The sequence below is a fragment of the Kitasatospora sp. NPDC023385 genome, from assembly GCF_055664045.1.
The window spans coordinates 18,540-41,941 of the sequence record NZ_JBVOOL010000037.1 but is presented as its reverse complement, the minus strand read 5'-3'; the positions used below and the strand labels follow the sequence as shown (position 1 = coordinate 41,941).

The following is a 23,402-nucleotide window of genomic DNA, read 5'->3' as shown; positions in this document are numbered from 1 at the left end:
GGAGAAAGAGGGTCACAGGGCCATCACCCGCATCAGGGCGGGGTAGATCAGGAACACGAGGAATCCGAGGCACAGCACGATCTGCGCGACGAGCATCGTCTGCGACTGCGCACCGGCCTTGCCTTCGGTCTCGGCAAGTTCGCGTTCGGCGAGCGTCCTGGCCGTGGCCATGAGCGACTGGCGGATCCGGGCCCCGTCATCGGCGGCGAGCGCGATGCGGGTGGCCAGGTCCTGGAGCTCCGGCACGGCGATTTCCTTGCCGAGGTGTTCGAGGGCCTGCCAGTGTGTCCGGTTCGTCATCCGGGCGCCTGCCAGTGTCTGGCGAAGGCGCAGCATCGGCCAGGTGTCGGTGATCTCGGTGGCCGTCTTCAAGGCTTCGGGGAGACCGCGGCCGCCGGCCAGGTTGTTCGCGACCAGGGAGGTGAACGAGGACAGGGTGTGCAGGAACTCGGCGCGCCGCTCCTTGGCGTCGCCGCGGACTTCGATGTCGGGCAGGAAGAAGAACAGCAGCCCGAAGGCGAGGGCCAGCCACAGCGGCATCAGCGGGTTGGTCGTGAAGTTCACGATCCACAGCAGTGCGAAGACCACCGGCCCGAAGAGCAAGCCGAACAGCCCGACCATGATCTTGGTGGCCAGGAAGCTCTCGAACGACCGCTCCAGGATGTTCAGGTCGGCGCGCAGCGCCGGGAGCTCCCAGCCCTGACGGGCGCACAGGTCCGCGGCCCGGAGCCCGATGAGCTCACGCAGGCGCGCGGCCTTCGCCGCACGGTCGCTGGCCGGCTCGGGCTCCGGGAGGGCTGAGCCGAGGCCCAGGCGGGCCTGGGCGTCTATCCGCAGCACGATCGACGCGGCGCTGGGCCGGCTGGGGAACAGCGCCCGCACCAGGAGGAACAGGCCGAAACCCATGCCCGCGCCGGCCAGGAGAGTCCATGCAAGGTTCATGAGGCCGCTCCCGTCTGCTGGACCAGGAACCGCTTCGGGGCGGGGACCCGGGACAGCCGTTGCAGCCACACCAGGCCGACCGCGAACAGCATGAGCACCAGGGCCAGGACGGCCTGTCCCTGCGGCGTGCCGTAGGGCTCGGTGTAGGAGGGGTTGAAGACCCTCATGCCGACGACGACCGAGACGATCACGCCTACGACGATCTGGACGCTGCGGCGTGTGCCGGCGCGGCTGGCGAAGACGCGGCGCCGCATGCCGACCTGGGCGCGGGCCGAGCCGGCGAGGTCGGTGAGGACGTCGCGCAGGCCTTCGCCGCGCAGGCCGGCCGACTGCTTGAGAGCGGCGATCACCAGGTCGGCGCCGCCGTCGTCGAGGTCGTCGGCGAGCCGGTCCAGGGCTTCGCTCAGCGGCATGCGCGAGCGGATCCGGTCGTCCAGGGTGAGCAGGTGGGGCCGAAGGGTCTCGCCCGCGGTGCGGGCGCTCGCGCCGATGGCCTGCTCCAGGCCGGCCGCACCGGCGATCGTGTCGCGCAGTGCCTCGGTCCAGGTGGCCAGCGCCTCGACCCGGGCCAGGGCCACGCGTTCGGAGCGGGCGCCTCCGAAGAGGGCCGGCCAGAAGAGCACGAGCAGGGCCGCGCCGACGGCGGCCACCGGCCAGCGGAGGGCGACCAGGACGACGAGGCCGACGATTATGGCAGCGCCCGCGCGTCGGCGCAGGAACGCGGCGATCTGCTTGCTGGCGCTCACCTTGGTGCCGGTTGGGCGGGCCCAGCCGACGAGCGCGGCGACGAACAGGGCGATGCCGCCGCCGATGCCGCAACCGGCCAGCAGCGCGAGCATCAGGGAGGGGGTGAGGTAGTCGCCGCTGTTCATGACCAGCGCCCCGCAGCGGGGTACGCGTCGGCGGAGAAGCCGTGTCGCTCCAGGCGTTCGCGGGTCCGGTCGGTGAGCGCGGAGTCCCACTCGACCATGTCGTTGGCCTTGAGGGAGTACACCTCGGAGGACAGCACCCGGCCGTCGGCGTACCCGCTGACCTCACGCACCGAGACCACCCGACGGCGCTGGTGGCCGGTGACCGGGTCGGTGTCGCGGGAGACGAAGATGACCAGCTCGATGGCGTCGGAGATGAGCATCTGCGAGGCCTCGACCGGCAGCCGTTCGGCGGCCTGGATGGCGTAGGTGGAGATCTTGCGGAAGACGTTGAGGCTGGAGTTGGCGTGGATGGTGCTCAAACTGCCGTCGTTGCCCTGGGACATGGCGTTCAACATCGCGACGACTTCGTCGCCCAGGACCTCGCCGACGATGACCCTGTTGGCGTTCATGCGCAGCGACCGGCGGACCAACTCAGCCATGCTGACCCGGCCGTGGCCCTCCGAGTTGGGGAGCCGCTCTTCCAGCGCGACCACGTTCGGGTGCAGGTGCTTGAAGTCGTGGAGGTTGAGTTCCAGGGCGCGTTCGATGGTGATCAGGCGCTCGTGCGGCGGGATGGCGTTGGCCAGGGCCTGCAGCAGGGTCGTCTTCCCGGCGTTCACCTCACCGGCGATCATGATGTTCATCCGGGCCCGGACCGCAGCACGCAGGAACACCTCCAGCTCGGGGGTGATGGTCCCGCTCTCCCGCAGCGTCGAGAGGTGAGCCTCTTTCAGGCGCTTTCGCCGGATCGACACCACGACCCGGGGGCGGCTGAAGGACATCACCGCGGACATGCGGTGCCCTCCCCGCAGCTGGATGTCCAGCTGCGGATTGGAGTCGTCGAAGGGACGGCTGTTCAGGCCCGAGGTCGCCGCCAGCACCTGGATCTGCTGGATCAGGTCGTCGTCCGACTCGGCGATCGGCCCGACCTGCTCCTGGTGGCCGTCGGCGTAGCTGACGAACACAGTGTCGAAACCGTTGATGTCGACGTTCTCGACATCGGGGTCGTCGAGCAGCGGCTGGAGCCGGCCCACGCCGAACAGCGCGGCGAGGACCGCAGCGGTCAGGCTCTCCTCGTCCTCGAGGCTTAGCGGGTTGGAGCCCAGGTTCATCCGCTCGCTGGAAAGGCCCTGCAGCTGGCTGGCGAGGATGTCCATGGCGATCGCCCGCAGATCGCCCTCGGTCAGGCGCCGGCCGTCGGCCTCCTGGCGACGCCGGCGCTCTTGCAGGAGCTGCCCGGTGGCCTCGCGCAGCCGCTTGACCAGCGCCTGGTCGACGGGGACGGGCGTAGTCACGGCGGTGGTCATCGTGCCGCTCCTTCCATGCTCGCGGCCGGCGCCGGCAGGGTCGCGGCGCTGTTCTGGCCGAGACCGAAGCGGCCGCCGAGGTTGCTCACGATGTGGCGCACCGACGCCATCAGCTGCGTCTTGTGAATGCGTCCTGCGCTGCGAAGGCGCGTCAGCCGCTCCGCAGCGTCGGCGTCATGGGCGACGACGCCCGCGACCTGCGCGGGCACGCTGCCCTGGGCGAGCACGGTGGCAGCCATGCCGGACGCCTTGGCCTGCTGGCGCAGCGGGGCGACGACCAGGACGCCGACCGGTGCGCCGCCCCGGCCGCCGGAGGACGTCTGGGCGATCACATGGGCCGCGCGCGAGCGGACGTGGGCAAGGTCTTCGGGCGCGGCCCGGGAGACCAGCAGGACGAGGGAGGCGTGGCGCAGGAGTGCGGCCGTGGGCGCGCCGGGGTGGTAGCGGCCGATGTCCGCGATGATGTCGGTGGTCCCGGGCGCGGCCAGACAGCGGCCCAGCTTGTCCCAGTGCTCGCTCCAGCCGGCGCCCTGTTCGGGCTTGGTCAGGCCGACAAGGACCTCGAGGCCGCCGGGCAGACGCTGGGTGTGCTCGCGCACGACGTCGGGGGTCAGGATCCCGCGGGCCGGCAGCGCCAGGGAGAACATCCCCTTGTTGGGGTTCAGGTCCATGCCGCTCTCATCGACCTGCCGGTAGAGCAGGTCGGAGCCGAGCGGGTCGAGTTCGGCCAGCAGGGACTGGCGGGGCCACTGCGACGCCATGGCCAGCGCGGTGGTGCTCGCGCCAGGGGAGCCCTTGGCGGACGCGACGATGATCAGTGACATGTCGAGATCTCCGTAGGACCGCTACTGAGCGGTGCCGGGCAGCAGGACGAGGGCCACGTCGCCGGAGGACGCGGCCTGCGTCACCCCGCCGGAGGCCGTGGCCGGGACCACCACGGACAGGGAGAGCGCCGAACTCGCTTCGCCGTTGCCGGGCTTGAAGACCTCGCGCACGATGGCCGAACCCGCAAGCTCGACCGCGCCGCTGTTGCCCTGCGCGTTCGGTGCGCCGGTGGCGGTACCGGCCGGCGTGCCCTTGGCGGCGGCGTCACGACCAACCCACATCACCCGCACCCGGTCGCCGGCCTTGAGCCCGGGCGGGAACTGGCCGCTCTTCAACGCGAGGCCGACCACGGCCTGGTCCGCGGCCAGCCCGGCGGCGTCGGTGAGCATCCGCCCGGTCAGCAGGGTGCCGGGCGGGATCTCTACGGCTGCGGTGTACTTGCTGATCAGCAGGTCCCGCTGTTCCCACGGGACGAACTTGACGCCGCTGTCCTTGGCCACCTGGACCTGGGTAAGTGCGCTGGGGCTGATTTTCTGGCCGGGGGCGATCTGCTGGGTGATCTCGACCGCCGCGACGCGCTCGCCGGCCTGGCGCACCAGGACGGCCGTGCCCAGGGCGCTGGCGAGCAGGACCAGTGCGGCGAACGCGGCGAGGCCCGGGCGCCGCTCGCGGGGCTGCGTCGGGATCCTGGGGCTGGCGGCGGGCGCCGGCTTGATTGTGCCGCCGCCCGCCGCCGGCTTCGGCTTGCGGGTGAAAATCCCCGTGCTACTCATGCTTCATCCTCAAACCGCTGATCTGTTGGCCTCATTTACCCCGGCGTCCACAACCCGTTCGCCTGGAAAGCAGGGCTGAATCGGTTGGTCTCCGCTGGGGTTATCCGTGGTCGCTCCGTGTATTGGCGGGGCGGCTTATTGCTCTGTGTGCCTAACACGGAGTGATCAGACAGGGTTACCCAGCATGACGGCCCCCTCGATCAATGCCATGTCCGGTTTGTGCGTAGATGCGACCAGAGTGGCGCCGCCACTCCCGCCTCACAGCTACCACTTGGTCACAATACGAAAGATTCTGCCAGGTGCACAGCTACTTTTGGTCGCGGCTGACCATGTCGGTGGCATAGTCGCTGGCAAATTGCAAGAATCGGTATAAAGCGGACAGTAGTTCGAGACGTGCTTGCCCTAAGGGTCCGCTGACTTTCCGACAGGCGGGACGTCCGGCTATATCCAGGGCGGGTGGTCGCGTTGTCGACAGATCGCTACTGCGGCGTGGCGGCACATATCTGACTGTTCATCAAATCGGAAACTCGGCGCTGCGAAGGCGATCTGATTGGGGCGACCGACGGGCCCATCGGCGGGCGGGCGGCACGACATTCCAGACGACGCTTGCTCGGGGTGTGGCCCGATTACCGGCCCACTACGGGCTCCGCCCGTTTCGGCCACCTGCCGGGCACCGATCTGGCGGGCCCAACTATCGTGCGGCCCGTTGCCGGACGGCCTGAAGGTGTGGAACGAGGAGGCAGATGCATGCCTCCATGATCGGGCCGCCTCGGTCGTGGCCGCTTGAGTACCCGTACTCAAGCCACTCGGCGATGGTTGCCCGGCTTGTTCTGCGTACCGGCGACGTCGGATGCCGGTATCGCACCTATGGCTGGTCGGCGGAGCCTGCCTCTGAGCTGCGAGGCGACCCGGTGGCGGAAGGCCAATCCGGCTACGCGTCGGCCCGCTGCCGCCGGGCCACCGGAATGCAGATGTCCTGATGGCCGTCGCCCCACCCAACAGCCGACGGCTCGTTCGCCAGATCCCCGGCCGCGTGTCCGCACAGCGTGCAGCGGGCGGAGCGTTCCGATGGCGACCACCAGATGCCCGCCACGACCTCCATGCTGCGCCCGGCCTGGTTCAGTGCCAGCATTCCTGTTCCTCCTCGTCCTGGTCCGGCGCCGGTCGGCGCCGGGTTCGTGGAGGGTCGCCGGGCCTGCGCCCGGCCACCCCGGCCGGCTAGGGCGCGACCGGTGTCACCACTCCGCCTTCGCCCTCGGACTGCTGTCCGTCGCCGTCCTGGGCCGGCTCCTCGAACGGGTGGTCGTCCTCGGGCGGGGCCTCGCCCCACTCCCCAGGATCCGGTGCGGCACTGTCAGGGGCGGCGTTCGGCACTGCAGCCGGCTGCTTGGTCAACTCCACCGGCCTGGTGTTGGTTGCGCCCGCTGTGGCCGGTGCCGGCTTCACGGACTGCTTGGCCGAACCCGCCACCGGCGCCGCCATCGCCTCCGCGGCCGCGATGATCCGCTTCAGCTCCTCGCCGGTCGGCATCTTGCCGTTCCGGGCGAAGTAGGCGACGATCCCCTGCCGGTAGCCGGCCTCGCGCCCGAGACGGTCCCGGTGCCCACTGCCCACCGCACGGCCGGCGGCCGCGTACAGCATGTCGACCTCCTCGGGCGTGCGGAGGTCCTTGAACAGGACATCGACCTGCATGCCCTGCAAGAGGATCGGGCCGACGGTGCGCCCATCCACGGTCATGCTCGCGTAGTACGAGTACTTCGGAAGGGTGGCGATCCTCGACGGGTCCACCTTGTCGTGCCACTCCGCGGCCACCAGCCGCACCGCGCTCGTCGATCCTGCGGTGCTGCTCAGCGCCGAGGCGTTCTGGAGGATCGACTGCCGCGTGTTCTGGCTGACCCGCTCCAGCAGCTGCGTCATCATGTGCGCGCGCAGTCCGAACTTCCCGAGCTGCTCGGTGAAGGCCGCCAGGATGCCGCCGGTGGCCTTGTCGAACGAGATCAGCTCGTCGACGAACAGGTGGAACAGTGCGCGCTCGTGCAGCGGAAGGTCCTCGCGGGAGCGGGCCGCGCGGAACAGGTCGTTGACGAGCAGCGAGGTGAGCAGCGCCGCGGTCGGCCCGGCGCCGGCCGGGCAGATCCACAGTAGTTTCGACTCGTCCATCGCGGCGCGGGCGTCGTACCCGCTGGTCGGCGACCCGAGGAAGGCCAGCGCCACCGGATCGGAGGCCAGGCGGGTGAGGGGGTTGATGATGACCGCGAAGGCCGAGGGGTCGATGGTCTTGAACGTCGTGAGCCACCACTGACGCTGACCGCCCGGCAGGCACGCCAGCACCCGAGTGCGGAAGGCCTCGTTCTCCAGCAGTGCAGGGATCTGGAACACCGTCGCCTGCGCCTCGGGCGCATGCTGGCGTACCGCGTAGCGGTTGTAGGCCACCAGCGCTTCCGCCGCCTTCATCAGGATCGTGAGGCCGCGCGGCGCGTTCGCGTTGTCCCAGTTCATCGCCACCGCCAGGCCGTCGACGACGGCGGTGACGACCTCGTGGGGTTGCTGCCCGCGTTCCATCCCCAGCGGGTTCCACGTCGGCACCAGGGCGGAGCGTCCCGTCAGGTCGACGCGCCAGACCCGGTCGCGCAGCGACTCGTGCGCGAGGTAGGGGGCCACGTGCCCCCAGGAGTCGCCGTGGGGGTCGATGAAGCCGACCCCGTAGCCGGCCATGGCCAACGCCAAGGCCTGCACCTCGGCCATCTCGGTCTTGCCGTACCGGGACTTGCCGACGCGCAGCGAGAAGAAGTAGTCCTTCACCGGCACGCCCACGTTGCGGCGGGTGCCGTCGGGCATGCGGTGGATGCCCTGCGGGACCAGGTCCTTGCCGGGCTCGTAGGTCTCCAGCTCCGAGGCGATCACCGGCAGGGTGCAGTGCATCGTCACCGGCTTGAGTAGGCCGTGCAGCTCCCCGACGTGGACGATCGACTGCTTGCGCGGTGCGACCCGGGCGTTGGCCCACCGCTCGTCGAAGCCGCGGCGCCGGTGCCAGCTGCCGGCCGTCCAGCGCCACTTCATGAACGAGCGGGCGTCCTCGACCCAGGTGTTCCCGCCGCCGAAGACGTCCAGGGCCGCCGCCAGGCGCGCCATCCGCTGCTCGGCGCGGCCCTCCTCGTCGGAGGCGCAGCGCACCATGAGCTGCACGCGCAGCAGCGCGCGGTCGCGGGAGGCGAGCCGGCCGAGGACCTTCTCGGTCTCCAGCGGCTTCGTGCGGGGCGGCAGCGCGGGAAGGCGGCGCGGCGCGGCGCCGGGCTCCAGGAGGAGCGCCAGCTGGTGCTGCCAGGAGTCCTCCAGCTCGGCGGCGTCCGCCGCGGCCTGCCGGGCCTCCTTCTTCGCCCGCGCCCGCTGCTGCTCGCGGGCCTCCTGCGTCACCTGCCACCGCTTCATCAGCAGCTGCCAGCGCGGCAGACGCTGGACGTCCAGGCACAGCTCGGCCAGGTCGCCGGCCGCGGTGCTGATGTCGGCGACCGCGTCGACGATCCCCTGCAGCGGGTCGGGGATCATCGGCACGTTCCGCAGCTGCTTGGTGTCCGACCCGGCCAGGACGAACTCGGCGCGCACGACGTGGGTGCGCTCCTTGTCCTTGACCGGTTCGGCCTTGGTGATGGTCACGCCTGGGTACTGGGAGGTGCGCAGCAGGTGCTTGGCCGCCGAGGAGGCCTCCACCGACATCTCGAGCGGCACCGAGCCGTCCGCGCGGAAGCGGATGCGGGCCGAGCGGCCGGCCCTGGGCGCCCACCACGGACCGGCGTTGGCGGCGCGCAGGATCACGGCGGCATAGCGCCACAGGTGTTCCTCGCCGGGCTCGAAGTCGGGGGAGGGGGTCAGGGTGTAGCGGGTTCGGCTGGCCAGCGCCTTCCTGGTCAGCCGCCGGTGCAGGATCCCGGCGGCGATCGCGAACGGCGCGGCGACGGCCAGCAGCAGCGGCAGGTGCGGGCCGGTCCAGTCGGCGGCGTCGCCCAGCCAGAGAACGGCCTCGTGCACGGCGTGGACCACGGCGGGGAGGGCGCCGTCGTCGTGGGCCCCGCCGGGAGTGGCCGGGGCGTGGGTGGGAGGGGGAGTGGGGCTGGTCATCGCACGGGCTCCCAGCCGGTGGCGGTGCGGGCGAGGGACAAGATGGCGGGCCGGCGGTCCTGGTAGGTGCCGGACGGGTCGGCGCCCGCCCACAGCAGCTGCACGATCAGGCGCTCTCCGGAGGTGTGGGCGGAGACGGCCTGGACGCGGACCTGTGTGTAGGCCCGCAGGGGGACCTGGGTCGGGGGGAAGTAGGCCGGCCAGTGGTCGCGGCCCTGTCCGGTGGTCTCCGCCATCCACACCTGGACGGTGAGCGCGCGGACCTGGGCGGCGTCCTGGGGGGACAGGTCGCTGGGGTGATCGGCCTGGAACTGCGCCTCGATCGCCGGGTCGGCGGCCGGTCCGTCACCTGCGGCGAACGCTCCGGACGGCATGACCTGACTTGCTGTCGGCGGGGCGGTGGGCGCCGGGGCGGAGGCCGACGGGGAGGCGGAGGTGGACGTCGTGCTGTCGGGGGGCGTCGTGCTCGGTGCCGTCAGGGACGGTGGAGGCTCTGCGGACGGCGGCGTCGCGTCCATGGTCGCGGTCGGCTGGGCACCGGCGGTGCGCGGCCGGTGGTCGGGGCGAGGGCCGAGCAGGGCCAGGGCGATGACGACGAGGAGGGCGCAGCCGAGGGCGGGCAGCATTACGCGGCGATCTGGCATGGACATGGTAATTATGTTTCCTTCAGGAGAGGACGCGGGCGCCGCCCGCGTAGTCGTAGTTCCAGACGGCCTCTTGCCGGACGACGGAGCCGGGCTTGGGCGCGGCGATCATCTGGCCTCCGCCGATGTAGAGGCCGACGTGGTAGATCGCGGGGTCGTTGGTCGGCGAAGGCCCGAAGAAGACCATGTCGCCGGGTTGGAGGGCGGCGAGTCCGGCGGAGGCGGGGATGCGCGTGCCTGCCCCGGCCTGGTCGGACGCCAGCCGCGGGAGGTTGATCCCGACCTGCGCGAAGGCATAGACCATCAGCCCCGAGCAGTCGAAGCCGACGACCGTGCGCCCGTCCTGGCCGCCCTTGGAGCAGCACACTCCGGTCGACTTGCCGTTCGCGTCACCGCCGCCCCAGCTGTAGGGGACACCGAACTGGCTCTTCGCGGCGTCGATCACCTTCTGGGCCTTCTGCGACGCAGGCACGTTCGAGCCCGAGCTGCCGAGGGCGGCGAACTGGCGGCGCCAGTCCAGGACCTCGTTCACGTACGCGGTGCTCGCGTTGTACTGGTAGATCGCGGCGAACAGCTGGCTCTGGTCGTTCAGGTCCCGCCCGTTGCCGCACTGGTAGAGCGCGGCGGCCATCGCGGCGTCGTCGATGTTGTTCGGGTTCGCCCCGCCCTCGGGCCGGATCTTCGCCGACATGCCCGTGAACGTCGAGGGGAGGAATTGCATGGGTCCGACGGCCGCGTCATAGACGCTGTTGCCGTCCCACTTCCCGCCGTCCGTGTCGAGCACCGGCGTCGTGTTGCCGCCCGCTCCACTGCCGTTGAGGACGGGCCCGATGATCGGAGGCGTGATCAGCCCGTCCGCCGCGATCTGGTGCCCCTGAGCCTGGGTGGACTCGACCTGCGCGATCGCGGCCAGCAGCGCCCAGTCCAGGCCCCGGCAGTTGGGGGAGAGGGTCGACATCGCGGTGACTGCCCGCTTGTAGGCGTCCATCATCCGCTGGGGGATGCCCGCCGCGTCGCCCACCGGCGTGGGCGCCGGCGCCGACGACTGGTCTTCGAAGATCGTCACCACGCCGATCACCGAGACGGCGAACAGCAGGAGCAGCGACAGCCCGCTGCATCCCAGCCTCCGCAGCCGCTTGGGGATCACAGCAGATCCCCCGGACCGAAGCCGTCGCCGTCACCGGGCTCCACCATGCCGTCCCACAGCATCGGCTCGAGGTGCCGGGCCTGCTCCATTCGCGCGCGCAGCGCCTGGGCAGCGAGGTCATGCTCCCCCGCGAAGGGCACCGCGTCGCGCCAGCTGTTCGCCGTCGGGCCAGGGTCGGCCGGGCCGGCGGGCACGTCACCGGGCACCTCGGGGGAGGCCAGCTCGGTGTCGGCCACCGGTGCGTCGGGGAACGCCCCCGGGCCGAGCGCGGCCGAGATGTCGCCCATGGCGCCGGCCTCGCGGCCCATCGTGCTGGCGGGCATCCCCCAGTCACCCGCATCGCCCGGATCGGCGAACAGGTCCTCGCTCGCCCGGGCCCCGCTCGCCCTCGGGGCTCCCGCAACCGTGGTACCCAGCACACCGCTCGGGTCGGCGGGAACCCGGGTGGTCGCGTAGATCGTCGCGGCGGAGGCCGCGTTGGTCGCCGCGGTCTTGCCGTGCTCCATCGCCCACCCCGCCCCGTCCGATACCGCCTTCAGGGGCCGGTCCATGGCCTCCCAGCCGGCGCGCTGGTCCGCCATGTGCTGCGCGAACTCACCGCTGTAGTGGTCGTACTGCTGGTGGACGGCTTCGGCGGCCGTGCCCGCACCGCGGCGCATCCGGGCCACCGTGGCACCCCAGCCCAGCGGCGAGATGTCGTAGCCGAGGCGGCCGACCTGTCCGGCGCGGATCGCGAGCCGGCCCGCGCGGGTCTCCAGCAGGCTGTTGTGCAGCCGGTGGCCCCACGGCGTCGGCTTCATCGGGTCGTGCAGGATCTCGCCGGTGTGCCCGTCGATCACCATGCGGCCCGATCCGTCGTTGACCGGCTTGCGGCGCTTGGCCAGCTTGTGCTCGGGCAGAGGATTGCCGACGACCGCGTGGTGCGCCATGCGCAGCGGAGTCGCGAGCTGGTGCATGCCGCGGCGGACCTCGCCGAAGGCCCCGGCGACCATGCCGGCTGCGTTCATCGGACCGAGGTCCGAGGAGGCCATGGACGCCAGGCCGGAGTTGATGCGGGCTCGGCGCAGCATCGCGGCGTGCACCGGCGACTGCGCGCCGAGCGCTCCGAGTCCGCCGATACCTCCGCCCATGGCGCCGCCTCCGCCGCCGCCACCGCCGGGGCTGAATCCCATGCCGGCCATGGCCTGGGACATGGCCAGCCCGAGCCGGGAGCTGTCCTCGCCCAATCCGGCGGACCCGCCGATCCGGGCGTACTTCATGCGCTCGGCGAACCGGTCACCGATCTTGCTCGCGCCGGCGAGCAGACGCCGGTGGAAGACGAGCAGAATGGTCGCCAGCGCGACCATCAGCAGCATCCGCTGGAGCATGACGGTGTCCTTCTGGTCCGTCATGACCGCGTTCACCGCGATGCCGAACGCCGGGAGCATGACGGAGATGGCGAAGGACACCGCGGCCGACGCCATGAACGTGCCCAGCACCTTCCACAGCGCGGCGCGGTTCGGCCCTGGCAGCTGCGCCCAGATCAGGGCGACCGGTGTCATGGTGGCCGCGCCGACGTCGGCGAACTGGGTGCCGAGGTGCACGAAGCACATCGACAGGATGACGGCGGCGATCAGAAGCGACGTCAGGAGAACCAGCATGGCGCCGAAGGTGCGGTCCCAGTTGGAGTTGACCGCGAAGTCGTACGCGGCATGGCCTTCGTCGCCGTGCTTCTTCAACTCCTCCTTGAGCTTGTCCCACGCGCTCTGCTTGCACAGGTCGCCGTCGCCGCCGGGAAGCCAGCTGATCCCGCCGCAGTCCTTCTGCTCCTTGATCTGACCGTGGATCCACCTGTTGTGGACGTCGGCGAGCGCCTGAAGGTTGGCGTTTTCGCTGTGCGGGTTGGGGATGACGCCGTACTGGAGCAGCTGGTACGGCTGGACGACGAGGGTCTTGGTGAGCATGACCCGCATCGGGCAGCTCGGGTCCTTCTGGTCGTCGGCGCTCGTGCAGCCCTCGTTGTTCCCGCCGACGGCGGAGGTCATCTGGCCGGCCTCCGTGGCGGCGGCCGACACCTGGGCGAGCGGGCCGTCGTCGCCGAGGATCGCGCGGGTCGACAGGGTCGGCAGGAACATCAGTCCGCCGATCAGCACGGTGAGCAGGATCTCGCCGGCGCCCTTGGCGACCTTCCCGCGCATGATCCACAACACGCCCAGCGCGAAGGCGCCGGTGACGAAGAGCATGCTCAGCTTCAGGTCGAAGTCGGCCCAGAGGCTGAAGTACCAGCCCACGCGGTCGGCGGTCGTGATGAGGGCATGGACGATCGGGAACTCGTAGATCCACTTGAGCGCCATGCACATCAGGCCGACGACCAGGCGGTTGAGAGCGAAGGCGCTCCCGATGCCGAGGTTGCAGATGTGGGAGCGGATGTCGGTGGTGCCGCCGCTCTCGCTCTTGAGGTCATAGTTGTCCAGCGGAACGCCCTCGCTGGACAGGACGTTCAGCGGGGCGAGGATGCCGCCGCGCTCGGACCCGTCGTCCGCCTGCGCCAGGCTGGCGCCGGCCATCAGGAACAGCACCACCATGCCGAGCGTCCACTTGACGGTCCGCCGCCCGGGCCAGTAGTCGCTCGCCCACGCCCGCACCGCGGCGAGCACACGGGCCGCCCGTCGCCGTATGCGGCGCACCGACGCGCTCACTTCGCCACCTCTTCCTTCTTGGTCTTGGTCGGGCTGGTGCGCTTGCCGCTGAGGCTTCGCCCGCCGGCGGCGGTGCGCCGGCCGGGGCCGGCCGGGGCGCGGCGGGCCGCGGGGCGCCGGCTGGGCTCGTCGGTCGGGGTCGTGCCGATGCCGGCCTGGATCCGGGCCACCGGCGGGATGACGACCTGGATGCGGCCGATCTGCCGGGCCGAGTCGCGCAGGAGCATCTCGCCCTCGCGGCCGACGACGCCCACCGGCGACAGGCCCGAGGTGACGATCCGCACCGCCTGCTCGTCGTCGGTGGACTGCCCGAGGAACGCCAGGCCCTTCTTGGCCAGCACCGGATCGGAGGTCCGCGCCAGGAAGCGGTAGGCCAGCAGGCCGCGGACCGTCTCATCGCCGAGGTCGTCTGCGTCGTGGCCGCCGAGCAGCACGCCCGCGCGGTGCTTGCGGCCGTCGTGGACGACCTCCGATACCAGGGCGTGGCCCTCGTGCGAGGAGGTGAGCCAGTAGCACTCGTCCATGACCAACGCCGCGAACCGCTTCTGGTCGGTGAACGCCACCTGGCGGGCGACGGCCGCGATCAGGTACAAGACCGCGCGGCCGATCTGCGCCTCCAGCGGCTGGGCGCGCAGGATGTCGGGGTTGCCCAGCGCCTCCTTCGGAGGCAGCGTCAGGCCGGCCGTGGTGATGACGACCAGGTCCGCGTCCAGGTCCCCGGAAAGGGACAGGGCGGGCAGTGACTCGTCGAAGACCAGCCGCGCCAGCTCGGCCTCGGAGACGATCCGCAGCATGTCCAGGACGCCGGTCGCCTCCTGGCCGCGCGGGCCGGGCTCGGCGGCCAGGATCTCCAGCTCCTCCATGACCCGGGCCATGGCCGGGCGCTCGGCCCGGGCGGCGGCCTTGACCGCCCGGTTGAGCACCGAGCCCGCCACCGTCATCGGGGCGACGTTCAGCTGCAGGGTCAGGTAGGAGAACGCGGCGTGCTCGCCCATCCCAGCGGGCAGCACCCTGAACGGGTCCAGGCTCAGCTTCGCCTCGGCGGCGTCGATGACCTGGCAGCGCCCCGGCGCCGCGTCCCGGGCGAAGCGCGCCCACTCCCGCAGCGGGGTGCGGTCCACCACGATCGCCCGGTGACCCCGGTCGACCAGACCGATCGTCAGCAGCTTGAGCAACACGCTCTTGCCGCTGCCCAGGTCCCCGATCACCCCCAGCGACGCGGACACGTTGCGCTTCACTGCGTTCGCGAGGTCGATCAGCACTGCTCGGAACGTCCCGGTGTCGCGGCTGATGCCCACCATGGGCCCCGTCGCGTCGCCGATGTCACCACCGGTCAGCGCCCCGCCCATCGCCCAGTCCTCGGTCAACTGGAACTGGGTGTACTCCCGCACCCGAGTCGCCGGCCCCGAACCGGGAAGCCCGAACTCGAACAGCCGGGCCTGGCTGCCGCGCGGCCGCACAACCCTGTAGTTCACGCCGGCCAGCTGCGCCTTGATGTCCCGGGCCCGCCGGTCGCACTCGCGAGGGTCCGCGCCCCACACGCTCAGCACGGTCACCGACTGCACCTCGCGCTCGACACTCGTCGCCGCGAGCAGCGCCTCCTCCTCGCCGAGCTCGTCCGCCGACCCGAACAAGGAATTCGGCGTGCCGTCCGGGTGCGCGGACCACTGCTCCGCCTGGTCGATCAGTTCCCGCTTCTTTTTGGCGATCTGCTGCCGGGCCTTGGCTCCGTCGATGATGTTGAGGTCGATCACCGCATCGACCGGGTAGTCGAGCTGCTCCAGCTGGGCCAGAACATCCGCCGACTTCGCGGCGACCCGCTTGGGAATCTCGGTCAGCGCCAGGTGCGCCTGGTACCCGAAGCCCTCCTCGGTCTCGACCTCCAGCCACAGCCGGTTGAACGCCGCCCCAACCACCTTCTGAACCAGCGAGCGCACACCGCGCACAACCGCAGGGCTGGTGCTCTGCCCGCCCTCCTGCAGCCGGACCTGGCCCAAGTCCGCGTACGACGGAGAGCACAGCACGTTGTTGAGCATCCGGCCGCCGCGCAGCCCCGAGGTCTCCGCCTCCATCAGCAGCGGCTCGCCCATCCCGCGCCGTACCGCGTGCTCGTGGATCCACACGATCTCCGCCGGCCGGGCCCGACGCATCGTCAGCCCGCCGCCGAAGCTCGCCTCCACTTGTGCGGCCGCGGCCCGGTAGGCGCGCACTTCCTCCAGCGACACCGGCGGAGCCGGCTCGCCCACGGACTCCCCGAGCTGCGCCCACGCGGAGTTCGCCATCGCCGCCAGCTGCGCGCCGCGATCGCCGACACGAAGCGGCAGGGCCAGCCACAGGGTGCGCCGGTGCATCTCCGCGTCGTCGAGCATCTCCAGCGTGGCGTGCGCGGTCTCGGCGGCGGCCGGGAAGCGGTGGGTGTCCACGCCGTCGGTCATCCGCAGGGCCACCTCCCCCGGGTCCACCGCCGCGCACAGCGAGTACAGGCGGGCGGTGCCCTCCAGGGACCGGACCAGGGAGGTGACGCGGGCGAGGATCTCCTCGCGCTCCAGCGCGGGCGCGTACCGCGAGCCGATCGGCTGAAGGCGCCAGAACGCCCAGACCGTGCCGGCCGTGGACCACACCAGGTGGCCGTGGATGTGCCGGATCGGAACCCTCATCGTGACTTCCCCCCTGTCGTGTCGTGCGTCGTGCTGCTGTGGCTCGCCGCCTGGGCGAGCAGGAGTTCCAGTGCGGTCGGTGCCGGCCTCATCGGCGGCGTCTCCTCCAGCTCGGCCTTGCGGCCGCGTCGCGGCTGCGGCCTTCGCGCCGTATCCGGTGCTGGCGGACGGGGCCGCGTCGCATCGGGCCGGGCCGCTCGGGCTTCCTTCGGCTTCGCGGCCGCGGACCTCGGCGGCGCGGCGACCGGAGCGGGGGCCGGCGCGACCGCGACGGGGGGCTCGTCCTCGAGCGCCTCCTCGATGCCGAAGCCGCCGCTGAGCCACTCGGCGGGCACCGGGCGCACCGCCCGGCCGCCGATCCGCCCGTGGCGCGGGGCGAGTGCCAGCGCCACGGCGTCCAGAACGGCGGGGCCCAGGGAGCGCCCGCCGACCCTCGAATGCCGCGCAGCCCAGATCGCCACCGCCCAGACGACGACCGGGAGCGGGCCCAGGCTCGGTGCCCACCAGGTCGCGGTCTTGATCAGGACGAACGCGCCGACGCTGGCGATGATCAGCTGCGGGGGCGTGTACGGCCCCATCGGCAGCCGCCAGTCGCCGAGCTTGCCCAGCACCCACGGGTGCCTTCTCGCTCGCGTATAGCTGCGCCCGATCTTGGGCTGCGCGGCGCCGCTCACAGGCGGGCCTCGAAGACCGGCGGCAGGTCACGCACACCCATGCCCTGGTTGGTGGTGGCGGCCGGTGGCGGGGCGCCCGGGTCCTTGAACTCGTCCTCGACGATGCTGCTCAGCGAGGTGCGGCCCGAGAAGATCGCCCAGCACAGGACCAAGCCGATGACCGCGCCGATACCGGCCTTGATCGACATTTTCTTGATGACCTGGACGCAACAGATCAGGACCAGGGCGATCATGAGGAACTTGGAGACCCAGTCCAGGGCAGTCACGGACCAGGTGTCGCCGATGTTCTTCAGCGCGCCGGCGAGCATGACCGGGTGGGCGGAGGCCGCGTCGGCCAGCGTCAGGGTGGAAGCCATTACCGCACCTCGGAGGGGGAAGCCGGCGCCGGGGCGACCGGGGAAGACGGAGCAGAGGGAGAAGAAGGGGAGGGGGAAGAAGAAGGGGAGGGGGCAGGGGTGGCCGGGGCGAGCGCGGCGACCTCCCAGCGGCCGGCGCGCGCCCTCAGGTGCAGCGGGTAGGCCAGCGGCCACTGCCCGGAGGCGTCGGTCGCGCGCACCTGGGCGAGGACGTCGAGCACGGCGCCGTCGGCCGGCGCGGCGGGCACCGGGGTCCGGGCGGCCAGCGAGACCAGCTCGACCTTCTGGTAGACGGCACCAGCCGGCGGGATCTTCACCCCGGGCGACAGGTAGCGCGAGGACTCGCCCACCCCGGTCAGATAGGCGGTCAGGTACTCCGACACCGCCTGCTGAAGCGGACCCGCCTGCACCTGGGTGCCGTACGGACCGGTCGTCCCGTCGCTGCCGGACAGCGCCAGCGGACCCGACACCTGAGCCGGCGCTGCGGTCACCGACAGGGAGTCAGGAGCCCCGCCGCTGCTCGGCCCGCGCACCATCGACACCGGCACCGCGTAGTAGCGCACCACCAGCGCGGTGCTCGACTGCGAACCTCCAGACACCGCCGCCGGGGTCGGCGGCGACGACTGCGACGGGGCGACCGGGCTCTGCGACGACTGCGACCCGCTCGCTGCACCGGCCGTTGCAGGCGCACTCATCGTGGCCGCGACGGTCACCAGCCAGGTGCGACCGCCCATCGGCTGCGACCGCACCGCGACTACTCTCTGTACCGAAAGAGTGCTCTTGTCGGCGGGCTGCGGAAGGTCGACCCCGGGGGCCATCGAGTGCAGCACATCGCCCCCGGTCGCAGCCTGCGAGCTGCTTCGCAGCCACAGATCCACGAACAGCTCGGCATAGCCCGTCGGCGCCGGGATCACGGTCGGCGCCGGGGGCGCAGCCAGGACCGCCGGCTTGGCGAGCGCCTTCGCCACCGGCACGACCGCGAGCAGTGCGACGGGACCGCAGGCGATGGACGCCCACAGTGCGTAGCGGGCCGCGTGGGTCAGCCGGCCACGCCGGCGCAACGCCCCGGCCGGGACCACCACGGAATCCGCCTCGTCGTCAGGCGGGTTCCGGCGGAAGGAGAACAAGGACATCGGGGCCCTCTCAAAGATCGACTCAAGCTGTCGATCACAGAGAACCCCGCGGCTCTTACCGGTTTTCTGTCCACGGAAGCCGTCTTCCGTAACGGATCCACAACGCCCTCTGGTGAGTTTCGAAAGGCCCTCTGACCTGCGGTGGAGAGTTTCGAGAAGCAAACTCACCAGCGGCCCGGACCAAACTCACCAGCGCCCTGGGGCGGCGCGGAGCAAACTCACCAGGCCCGACGGCCAAACTCACCAGCCAGCTGGCCCCGAACTCACCACGGGCACCGCCAAACTCACCAGGCGGCCCGCAGCGGGCGCCTCAAACTCACCAGCCCCCGCCGGGCGCCGAGGCGAAATTCACCAGCTGGACCGTCGGCGGACATCCACGCTGAGCAACCGCACGGACCAGTCGCACTTCCTGGTCGCACGTCCCGGAAGAGGGCCCGGCAGGGAGGCGGCGGCCCCGCGAACGGCTCGCGCTGACCGCTGCCGGTACGGCGCCAACGCTCGCCCGGGATCCTCACATGTGCCTGGCCGCAACCTCCCGGGCGCGGCTTGTCGCAGCCCTGCGGGACGTGCGACCCGGAGGCGGCAGCGTGCACCGGGCCGGTGACGAAGCCCGCGATCATCACAGTCCGTGACTGCTATGGGGATCGCAGCCGGACGTCCTGAACGGTCGCATCAGCCATGTCCGCCCCTTCCTGCGACGAGGGACCTGCAACCCCGATCGCATCGGGACGTCGCACACCCGGCCGATTGCGACACCCGGACTGCGACCGCTCGGCGCGCTGCGACCGGCCTCGCGGATCCGACATCACACGCGCCCGGACGGCCGCCGCGCCCTGCCTTGGGTCGAAGCCGGGCACGGCCGCAAATCACTCCCCGCGACCGCCACACCGGAACTCACCAGCTGCCGGGCAGCGCCGCACTGGAACTCACCACCCGCCGCCGGCCGTAGCCGAGCGGCACTGGACCATGCTCGTCGGCCGCCGCCCCGGCCATAACCGCCACCTCCGCAGCCCGGGCTCCAATGGCACGTTCGTGGCCGCGAAGCTGGACTGCCGCTGGTCGGATGGGAGTCAGCGGCGGCCGGGATGGGGAGCGGGCTGGTCGAGCACGCGCGCCAGTCCGGCCAGCAGGCGGCCGGCGGCAGCCTCGGCCGCGATCTGCTCGGCGGCAAGGTCGCGGTGCTCGGAGTGCAGCCCCTCGTCCTGGGGCTGGGCGCCGATGCTGGGCAGGGTGTCGGGCTTCACCAACGCGAACATCACCCGGCCCCGGTCGGCCGCCTGCTCCCAGTTGGGCGTGACGTCCGGCGGCGGGAACGCAAGGATGCGCGTGCGGCCGGTATGGAGCTGGGTGAGGTAGCCGTCCTCCACCGTGACCGAGCAGCTGGCGAGCGGGAGCAGCCCGCGGTTCCACTCGCGGTCCCCGGTGCGCTTCAACCCGGCCTGCTTGAGGCGGGTGGCCAGCGCGTCGTACTGGGCGTCGTCGGCGGCCTGCGCGACCACGACCGCCCACCGGTCCCCGTCGACGAGATCCACCACCGACAGACCCCACGTTGCTTGCGTCATGCCCGGCACCGTATCGGGCAAGGCGAACTCGGCGTCATCCCTCGATGGGGTGTCAAAGCCGGAGCCTGGCGATTCAACGGAGGCCGCAACCACGCGGTGACGGCCGGCTCGGCGAACTCACCAGCCGCCGGACACCGCCGCATCGGAACTCACCATCCGCCGCCGGCCGTCGCCGAGCGGCACCGGACCGTGCCCGCCGGCCGTCGACGCCGGTTAGAACCGCCACCTCCGCGTCCCGGGCTCCAGCGGCACGGGCCATCGAATCGAACACACCAGCGTCAGCGAACTCACCACTGCCCGTTATCAACCTGTGATCACGGAGGGGTTCCCGTGGACAGAAAACCGGTAAGAGCCGCGGGGTTCTCTACGGGTGACCGATGATCACCCGAGCGGGGAGCCCCAATGACCAGCACCACACCCCACGGCAACGCAGACCAGCGGCGCCCCGGTCTCCTCCGCCGGCTGCGCACCCGACTGCACAAGAAGACCTCGACACCTACGGCCGCGCCGACGCCTCCGCGTCCTCCCCGCCACGCCCCCACACCCCCGACCGCGACGACCGTCGCCCGGCTTTACATCGCCACCGCCGTCCGGACCGGCCGCCTCGCCGACGCCGCCCGCCTGTCGGCCCTGCACGTCGACGACACCGCACGCCGCTTCGGATCCGACCACCCCTACACCGCGGAGGCGCTCGAGGTCCTCGGCCAGGTCTGCGCCCTCACGGGAGACCACCAGCGCGCGCTGACCTGCCTCCTGCAGGCCGCCCACCACCGCGCCGTGAGCCCCATGCTCGCCACGCCCGACCCGATTCCGGGCCTCGCGCAGAGGGCACTGGCCTCCTTCACCGCCGGCCACGGGCCCCGCCCGCGCCACCTCGCCACGGCGACGGCCCGATGAGCCTCAAGCCCGAGGTCCGCCGCGGCGGCGGCCTCCCCTTCGGCATGGTCGCCAACCTCTGGATGTGCGACCCGCGCTACTCCAGCAACGCGCGCACCCTCTACGGCATCCTCGTCAGCTACGCCGACACCCAGGGACGCGACACCACCCTCGGCCACCCATACAGGCGAGAGCTCGCGCGCCAGCTCGGCGTCAGCCTCTCCACCCTCGACCGGACCCTGGACGAGATGGACGTGGCCGGCATGGTCACCGTCGAGGAGCGCATGGACCCGCTCAACCCGGGCAACCACGACGCGAACATCTATCACCTCCACGACGCCGGCGTGATGTGGCAAGGCACCATCACCTGGACCGACCCCCTGCCGCCCGGCGTCAAAGCGGCCGACGTCGCTAAGGCCCGCCGGGAGCAGCGCCGCGAGGCCAAGCGCAAGGCCGGGATCATGCCCCGCGGCGGCGTCCCGAAGGGCGTCAGCACCAAGGCGCTCAAGGCCGCCCGAGCCCAGGGGGGTCGCAGCACCGGTGACGCCACCCCTGGCAGCACCGGTGCTGCGACCCTGGCAGCACCGGTGACGCCCAATATCTATAGCCCTGTCGAGAACCCTTCTCCAGACGCCTTCCGGACGGCCGAAGGCCAGGTGACGGGTGGTTTCGCGCGCGCAGGCGCGCACGAGGACCCCGCCCCCGGCGGCTTCGCCGCGACCGGCACCAAGAACAGCCCGCGACCGAAGACGATCCGCACCACCACCGCCAGGCTCCTTCCGGGGGAGAGCGACGCCTACACCGTCCTGGACACCCTGAACCTGTGGGCGCCCGGCCGGACGCCGAAGATGATCCGCGACCGCGTCCGCGACCTGCTGCGCTGCGGCCGCACCGCCGATCACGTCCAGGCCCGCGTCAACGCCGGCTGGTACCGCGCCCAAGCGCCGGAGCGGATCCAGCTCGCCGAAGGACACCCGGACGCGATCAAGCGCCCGGTCGGCTACCTGGCGACCGTCCTGGAGATGGGCCACGACTGCGACCTGCCCGACTGCGAACGCGGGCTGCTCCTCACGACCGGTCAGGAGTGCACGGCCTGCGGCTTCCGCGAAGCCGAGCGGCTCGCGGCCCGGGCCGCCGCCACGCTCTCCGCCGACACCGCCGACCTGGACGAGGCCCCGCTCACCAGGCCCGCCCGGACCGAAGCCCCGGCCGCCGATCCCGTCATCCCCGACCAGGCAGTCACCTGGCGCTGCGCGATCACCTCGTGCAGGCGACCCGGACGAGGAACACCGCCCGAGCTCCCCCTCTGCACCGACTGCCTGGACACGGCGCAGAACGCCGTTCGCCCGTCCGGGCGCACCGGCAGTCCCGCCTGACCCCGGCCTCGTTGTCCACACCGCCCGCCGACCCCGCCCCACCGAGCACCTGGAGGACACCGTGCTGATCCCGGACCGACTGCCCGCCGTCGTCGCCGCCCTGGTCCTCGTGGCCGCCGCGGTCCTCGGCCGACGCCTGGCCGCCAAGGCCTCAAGCAGGCCTCCTGTTGCATCGTCGCGCAGCGAGCGCGCTGCCAACTGCGCCGTCGCGGCACCGCCGTGCTCGACCGCGCCGCCCGTCCCGCCCGTCCCCCCCGCGTGGTACAGGCTGGCGTGGACGGACACGCAGCAAGACCTCGTGGCCGGCCGTGCAGCCGCCGCCCGGCAGCGTGCGGGCCGCCTTGTCGTCGCGAGCACGCACGTCTTCGGCGCCGATCACGTCTACACGCGGTGGGCCTGGGACCAGTACACCGCGACGGCCGCGGCCCCCGCCGCCGAGCCCCCGGCGCAGTGGGTCGGCGAACCGCTGGACGAGTTCGAGACCGTTCTGATCCCCGAGGCCTTCCGGGACGGCCACCGTCGGCAGGCTCTGCCCGCAGGTCGGGCGTGAACCCGCTCCACACGGCGTCCGGCCCACCGGGTTGCGCGCGATCTGCGAACCGCCGCCGCGTGCTCCCGCGTCCTTGGCGGGCGGATTTCGGCAACCCGTAGCGGCACTGCATGAGCTGGAACCTCTGGCTGTGCCAGTTTCGTACAACCGACCACGCCGTACGCAGTGAGGAGATCCTGGCCGACGGCGTCCCGCTCCTCGCCCCACCGTGCGACCCCTTCTTCCTCGCGAGATGGAGCGTCCCGGCCTGACGGGACGGCAACCTCCCGCTCTCGCATTGGCGCGCGCTCCCGTGCGCCGTCGAAGGTCACGCCTCACGCGGCCATGCATGACTGATCGCGGGACGGTGCTCTCTTTGCTCGACGGGATTCAGCTGCAAGGGACCGTGACGGAGCCTCAGGGCGAACAACGCGCCTGGCGGTGCTGGTCCACGGGGCCTGCGTGACCCGTCACGGCAACCAAGCTACGCGAAGGCGCCCGGCACTCTTGTTGAGTGCCGGGCGCCTTCGCGTACAGCCGGGTCAGGCGGCGAGGTCGAACTCGCGGCCGTGCACCCCGGACATGAAGCAGAAGAACTCGTGCAGCGTGTAGGTGTGGACCTGGGCGTCGGGGGTGGCCGTGTCACGAACCTGGACCCCGGCGGCGGTGAAGCTGAGGGCGATGCGGTGGCCCGTGAAGACGCCGCGGCGCAGGTTCGCCAGCCAGCTGTTCCAGACCTCAGCCGGGTACACCTGGGCGGGCAGTGCGCGGTTCTTGGAGTCCCGCAGGGCCACGTGGCCCTCGGCGAACGCCGTCTCGAAGCACCCCTGGGCGCTCTCGGACGCCCGGGCCTTGAACCAGGTGGCGTGGCTGAAATCAGGAACAGTCATGTCATC

Annotated in this window: 20 protein-coding genes; 4 read left to right on the top strand and 16 right to left on the bottom strand. The window is 71.6% G+C overall.

What is annotated here, in order from left to right:
* Nucleotides 1-12: 12 nt before the first annotated feature.
* The 15 genes from AC0B61_RS33510 to AC0B61_RS33440 all read right to left on the bottom strand — a co-directional run bounded on the left by AC0B61_RS33510 (nt 13) and on the right by AC0B61_RS33440 (nt 19,725).
* Nucleotides 13-942 (bottom strand): type II secretion system F family protein, encoded by a 930-nt coding sequence (locus tag AC0B61_RS33510; RefSeq protein WP_471745704.1) that lies wholly within the window; start codon nt 940-942, stop codon nt 13-15.
* The gene (locus AC0B61_RS33505; RefSeq protein ID WP_471745702.1) at nt 939-1,814 is read right to left on the bottom strand and encodes a type II secretion system F family protein; all 876 of its coding nucleotides are present in this window, start codon (nt 1,812-1,814) and stop codon (nt 939-941) included. Before AC0B61_RS33505 ends, AC0B61_RS33510 begins: the two co-directional genes overlap by 4 nt.
* Nucleotides 1,811-3,160: a CpaF family protein gene (locus AC0B61_RS33500; RefSeq protein ID WP_471745700.1), complete on the bottom strand. Its 1,350-nt coding sequence runs from the start codon at nt 3,158-3,160 to the stop codon at nt 1,811-1,813. The genes AC0B61_RS33505 and AC0B61_RS33500 overlap by 4 nt, the downstream gene beginning before the upstream one ends.
* Nucleotides 3,157-3,984 carry a hypothetical protein gene (locus tag AC0B61_RS33495; protein ID WP_471745698.1) on the bottom strand — a complete coding sequence of 276 codons (828 nt, stop codon included), beginning with the start codon at nt 3,982-3,984 and terminating at the stop codon, nt 3,157-3,159. Before AC0B61_RS33495 ends, AC0B61_RS33500 begins: the two co-directional genes overlap by 4 nt.
* 21 nt (nt 3,985-4,005) lie before the next feature.
* Entirely contained in the window at nt 4,006-4,758 is a 753-nt protein-coding gene (locus tag AC0B61_RS33490) for a hypothetical protein (RefSeq protein WP_471745696.1), read from the bottom strand.
* Between the two features lie 931 nt (nt 4,759-5,689).
* Nucleotides 5,690-5,890 (bottom strand): hypothetical protein, encoded by a 201-nt coding sequence (locus tag AC0B61_RS33485; RefSeq protein WP_471745695.1) that lies wholly within the window; start codon nt 5,888-5,890, stop codon nt 5,690-5,692.
* An 86-nt stretch (nt 5,891-5,976) separates the two neighbouring features.
* Complete coding sequence (locus AC0B61_RS33480; protein ID WP_471745693.1) at nt 5,977-8,874, bottom strand: type IV secretory system conjugative DNA transfer family protein; 2,898 nt, start codon at nt 8,872-8,874, stop codon at nt 5,977-5,979.
* Complete coding sequence (locus AC0B61_RS33475) at nt 8,871-9,518, bottom strand: hypothetical protein (RefSeq protein ID WP_471745691.1); 648 nt, start codon at nt 9,516-9,518, stop codon at nt 8,871-8,873. Before AC0B61_RS33475 ends, AC0B61_RS33480 begins: the two co-directional genes overlap by 4 nt.
* A gap of 22 nt (nt 9,519-9,540) precedes the next feature.
* Nucleotides 9,541-10,665 carry a C40 family peptidase gene (locus AC0B61_RS33470; RefSeq protein ID WP_471745689.1) on the bottom strand — a complete coding sequence of 375 codons (1,125 nt, stop codon included), beginning with the start codon at nt 10,663-10,665 and terminating at the stop codon, nt 9,541-9,543.
* The gene (locus AC0B61_RS33465; RefSeq protein WP_471745687.1) at nt 10,662-13,343 is read right to left on the bottom strand and encodes a hypothetical protein; all 2,682 of its coding nucleotides are present in this window, start codon (nt 13,341-13,343) and stop codon (nt 10,662-10,664) included. Before AC0B61_RS33465 ends, AC0B61_RS33470 begins: the two co-directional genes overlap by 4 nt.
* Nucleotides 13,340-16,000 carry an ATP-binding protein gene (locus AC0B61_RS33460; RefSeq protein WP_471745685.1) on the bottom strand — a complete coding sequence of 887 codons (2,661 nt, stop codon included), beginning with the start codon at nt 15,998-16,000 and terminating at the stop codon, nt 13,340-13,342. The genes AC0B61_RS33465 and AC0B61_RS33460 overlap by 4 nt, the downstream gene beginning before the upstream one ends.
* A complete protein-coding gene (locus AC0B61_RS33455) occupies nt 15,997-16,611 on the bottom strand; it encodes a hypothetical protein (protein ID WP_471745683.1) in 615 nt (204 codons plus the stop codon). Before AC0B61_RS33455 ends, AC0B61_RS33460 begins: the two co-directional genes overlap by 4 nt.
* A 59-nt stretch (nt 16,612-16,670) precedes the next feature.
* Nucleotides 16,671-17,030, bottom strand: coding sequence for a hypothetical protein (locus tag AC0B61_RS33450; RefSeq protein ID WP_471745681.1), 360 nt, complete (start codon nt 17,028-17,030; stop codon nt 16,671-16,673).
* Complete coding sequence (locus AC0B61_RS33445; RefSeq protein ID WP_471745679.1) at nt 17,030-18,163, bottom strand: conjugal transfer protein; 1,134 nt, start codon at nt 18,161-18,163, stop codon at nt 17,030-17,032. The genes AC0B61_RS33450 and AC0B61_RS33445 overlap by 1 nt, the downstream gene beginning before the upstream one ends.
* A 1,070-nt stretch (nt 18,164-19,233) precedes the next feature.
* Nucleotides 19,234-19,725 (bottom strand): hypothetical protein, encoded by a 492-nt coding sequence (locus tag AC0B61_RS33440; protein ID WP_471745677.1) that lies wholly within the window; start codon nt 19,723-19,725, stop codon nt 19,234-19,236.
* A gap of 402 nt (nt 19,726-20,127) precedes the next feature.
* On the opposite strand from AC0B61_RS33440, the gene AC0B61_RS33435 reads away from it, so the two are divergent.
* The 4 genes from AC0B61_RS33435 to AC0B61_RS33420 all read left to right on the top strand — a co-directional run bounded on the left by AC0B61_RS33435 (nt 20,128) and on the right by AC0B61_RS33420 (nt 22,778).
* Nucleotides 20,128-20,622 carry a tetratricopeptide repeat protein gene (locus tag AC0B61_RS33435; protein ID WP_471745675.1) on the top strand — a complete coding sequence of 165 codons (495 nt, stop codon included), beginning with the start codon at nt 20,128-20,130 and terminating at the stop codon, nt 20,620-20,622.
* Nucleotides 20,619-21,977, top strand: a complete 1,359-nt coding sequence (locus AC0B61_RS33430) for a hypothetical protein (RefSeq protein WP_471745673.1) — start codon at nt 20,619-20,621, stop codon at nt 21,975-21,977. The genes AC0B61_RS33435 and AC0B61_RS33430 overlap by 4 nt, the downstream gene beginning before the upstream one ends.
* 61 nt (nt 21,978-22,038) lie before the next feature.
* Nucleotides 22,039-22,527: a hypothetical protein gene (locus tag AC0B61_RS33425; RefSeq protein ID WP_471745671.1), complete on the top strand. Its 489-nt coding sequence runs from the start codon at nt 22,039-22,041 to the stop codon at nt 22,525-22,527.
* Nucleotides 22,528-22,637: 110 nt separating this feature from the next.
* A complete protein-coding gene (locus AC0B61_RS33420; protein WP_471745669.1) occupies nt 22,638-22,778 on the top strand; it encodes a hypothetical protein in 141 nt (46 codons plus the stop codon).
* A gap of 270 nt (nt 22,779-23,048) precedes the next feature.
* On the opposite strand, the gene AC0B61_RS33415 is transcribed toward AC0B61_RS33420, so the two are convergent.
* Entirely contained in the window at nt 23,049-23,396 is a 348-nt protein-coding gene (locus AC0B61_RS33415; RefSeq protein WP_471745667.1) for a DUF397 domain-containing protein, read from the bottom strand.
* Nucleotides 23,397-23,402: the final 6 nt, after the last annotated feature.

What these genes read in the sequence shown, in the direction of transcription:
- AC0B61_RS33500 (WP_471745700.1), bottom strand. Translation starts at nt 3,160, where the DNA reads ATGACCACCGCCGTGACTACGCCCGTCCCCGTCGACCAGGCGCTGGTC.
- AC0B61_RS33415 (WP_471745667.1), bottom strand. Translation starts at nt 23,396, where the DNA reads ATGACTGTTCCTGATTTCAGCCACGCCACCTGGTTCAAGGCCCGGGCG.
- AC0B61_RS33460 (WP_471745685.1), bottom strand. Translation starts at nt 16,000, where the DNA reads ATGAGGGTTCCGATCCGGCACATCCACGGCCACCTGGTGTGGTCCACG.
- AC0B61_RS33420 (WP_471745669.1), top strand. Translation starts at nt 22,638, where the DNA reads ATGAGCTGGAACCTCTGGCTGTGCCAGTTTCGTACAACCGACCACGCC.
- AC0B61_RS33440 (WP_471745677.1), bottom strand. Translation starts at nt 19,725, where the DNA reads ATGACGCAAGCAACGTGGGGTCTGTCGGTGGTGGATCTCGTCGACGGG.
- AC0B61_RS33435 (WP_471745675.1), top strand. Translation starts at nt 20,128, where the DNA reads ATGACCAGCACCACACCCCACGGCAACGCAGACCAGCGGCGCCCCGGT.
- AC0B61_RS33450 (WP_471745681.1), bottom strand. Translation starts at nt 17,030, where the DNA reads ATGGCTTCCACCCTGACGCTGGCCGACGCGGCCTCCGCCCACCCGGTC.
- AC0B61_RS33510 (WP_471745704.1), bottom strand. Translation starts at nt 942, where the DNA reads ATGAACCTTGCATGGACTCTCCTGGCCGGCGCGGGCATGGGTTTCGGC.
- AC0B61_RS33505 (WP_471745702.1), bottom strand. Translation starts at nt 1,814, where the DNA reads ATGAACAGCGGCGACTACCTCACCCCCTCCCTGATGCTCGCGCTGCTG.
- AC0B61_RS33480 (WP_471745693.1), bottom strand. Translation starts at nt 8,874, where the DNA reads ATGACCAGCCCCACTCCCCCTCCCACCCACGCCCCGGCCACTCCCGGC.
- AC0B61_RS33495 (WP_471745698.1), bottom strand. Translation starts at nt 3,984, where the DNA reads ATGTCACTGATCATCGTCGCGTCCGCCAAGGGCTCCCCTGGCGCGAGC.
- AC0B61_RS33445 (WP_471745679.1), bottom strand. Translation starts at nt 18,163, where the DNA reads ATGTCCTTGTTCTCCTTCCGCCGGAACCCGCCTGACGACGAGGCGGAT.
- AC0B61_RS33430 (WP_471745673.1), top strand. Translation starts at nt 20,619, where the DNA reads ATGAGCCTCAAGCCCGAGGTCCGCCGCGGCGGCGGCCTCCCCTTCGGC.
- AC0B61_RS33490 (WP_471745696.1), bottom strand. Translation starts at nt 4,758, where the DNA reads ATGAGTAGCACGGGGATTTTCACCCGCAAGCCGAAGCCGGCGGCGGGC.
- AC0B61_RS33485 (WP_471745695.1), bottom strand. Translation starts at nt 5,890, where the DNA reads ATGCTGGCACTGAACCAGGCCGGGCGCAGCATGGAGGTCGTGGCGGGC.
- AC0B61_RS33475 (WP_471745691.1), bottom strand. Translation starts at nt 9,518, where the DNA reads ATGCCAGATCGCCGCGTAATGCTGCCCGCCCTCGGCTGCGCCCTCCTC.